Origin of the sequence: Blautia sp. DFI.6.71, assembly GCF_020593585.1 — a bacterium.
Classification (GTDB): Bacteria; Bacillota; Clostridia; order Lachnospirales; family Lachnospiraceae; genus Blautia_A; species Blautia_A wexlerae.
On the sequence record NZ_JAJDMJ010000124.1, the window covers coordinates 1 to 1568 of the forward strand.

The 1568-nt window shown below is 41.8% G+C and carries 1 protein-coding gene; it reads left to right on the forward strand.

Features of this window, described 5'->3' with window-relative positions; translation table 11 throughout:
• Window positions 1-268 precede the first annotated feature (268 nt).
• Window positions 269-1435, forward strand: coding sequence for an IS110 family transposase (locus LJE12_RS19495; protein ID WP_195981057.1), 1167 nt, complete (start codon window positions 269-271; stop codon window positions 1433-1435).
• Window positions 1436-1568: the final 133 nt, after the last annotated feature.

Sequence of the window (1568 nt, forward strand, 5' to 3'; positions counted from 1 at the left end):
CTTGTATGATGTTATTAGAAGCAAAAACAACATACTTCCTTTCTTTTTTTGTTTCGTGGTTTAATACATTCAGATACTGTGACTTTTGATTTTTTTCTGTAGCTTTGACTACTCAACAGGAGTGTATTGCCATCTCTTTTATCTGAATTGTTTATTAGCTGGATGTTGCCAGAGCGTTTGCTCAGAGTACTTATTTCAATCAAGTCTACGATGATAATTGTTGGTGGATACCACGGTATCAGACTTTATGAAAGGGAGGTACAACCTCATGATTTACGTCGGCATTGATATTGCCAAACTTAACCATTTCGCCGCTGCGATTTCTTCCGACGGCGAGATACTCATTGAGCCGTTCAAATTCACAAATGACTATGATGGCTTCTATCTGCTGCTTTCTAAACTGGCACCACTTGACCAGAACAGCATCATCATAGGTCTTGAGTCAACGGCACACTACGGTGACAACCTTGTTCGTTTTCTTATCAGCAAGGACTTTAAAGTGTGTGTTCTAAACCCGATTCAGACTTCTTCTATGCGTAAAAATAATGTACGCAAGACTAAGACTGATAAAGTCGACACGTTTGTTATTGCTAAAACCCTTATGATGCAGGACTCCTTACGATTCATGACCCTGGATGATCTGGATTATATTGAACTCAAAGAGCTCGGCAGATTCCGTCAGAAACTGGTGAAGCAGCGTACCCGTTTAAAAATACAGCTGACTTCTTATGTGGATCAGGTTTTCCCTGAACTACAGTATTTCTTCAAATCTGGCCTGCATCAGAATTCTGTCTATGCCCTCCTTAAAGAGGCTCCGACACCAACTGCCATTGCTTCTATGCATATGACCCATCTTGCTCACCTTCTCGAAGTTGCTTCCCACGGCCATTTCGGTAAGGAGAAAGCCAGAGAATTAAGAGTTCTCGCACAGAAGTCTGTCGGTGTCAATGACAGTTCTTTATCTATTCAGATAACTCACACCATTGAACAGATTGAGTTACTGGATAGCCAATTGTTTCACACAGAGCTTGAAATGGCAAATCTTGTCACCTGCCTGCACTCTGTGATTATGACCATTCCCGGAATTGGTTTCATCAATGGCGGGATGATCCTTGGTGAGATTGGTGATATACACCATTTCTCAGAACCAAAGAAACTGCTTGCGTTCGCCGGACTGGATCCATCGGTTCATCAGTCTGGTAATTTCCAGGCACAGAGAACCAGAATGTCCAAGCGAGGTTCAAGGGTATTACGCTATGCCCTTATAAATGCAGCTCACAATGTTGTTAAAAACAACGCTACTTTCAAGGCTTATTATGATGCCAAGAGAGCTGAAGGCCGAACCCACTACAATGCCCTTGGACACTGTGCTGGCAAGCTTGTCAGAGTCATCTGGAAGATGCTCACTGACGAAGTAGAATTTAACCTCGAATAAGCGGTCTGCATACCATAATCGATAGATTTTGAAAAAGGGCTTTTAGGGAGCTTTGTTAAAGTTACCCTTTTTACCCGAAACAAAAAAATTGAATTTCTGGCTAATTTATACTTGACTTTTCATAGCTGGTCTC

What these genes read in the sequence shown, in the direction of transcription:
- LJE12_RS19495 (WP_195981057.1), top strand. Translation starts at nt 269, where the DNA reads ATGATTTACGTCGGCATTGATATTGCCAAACTTAACCATTTCGCCGCT.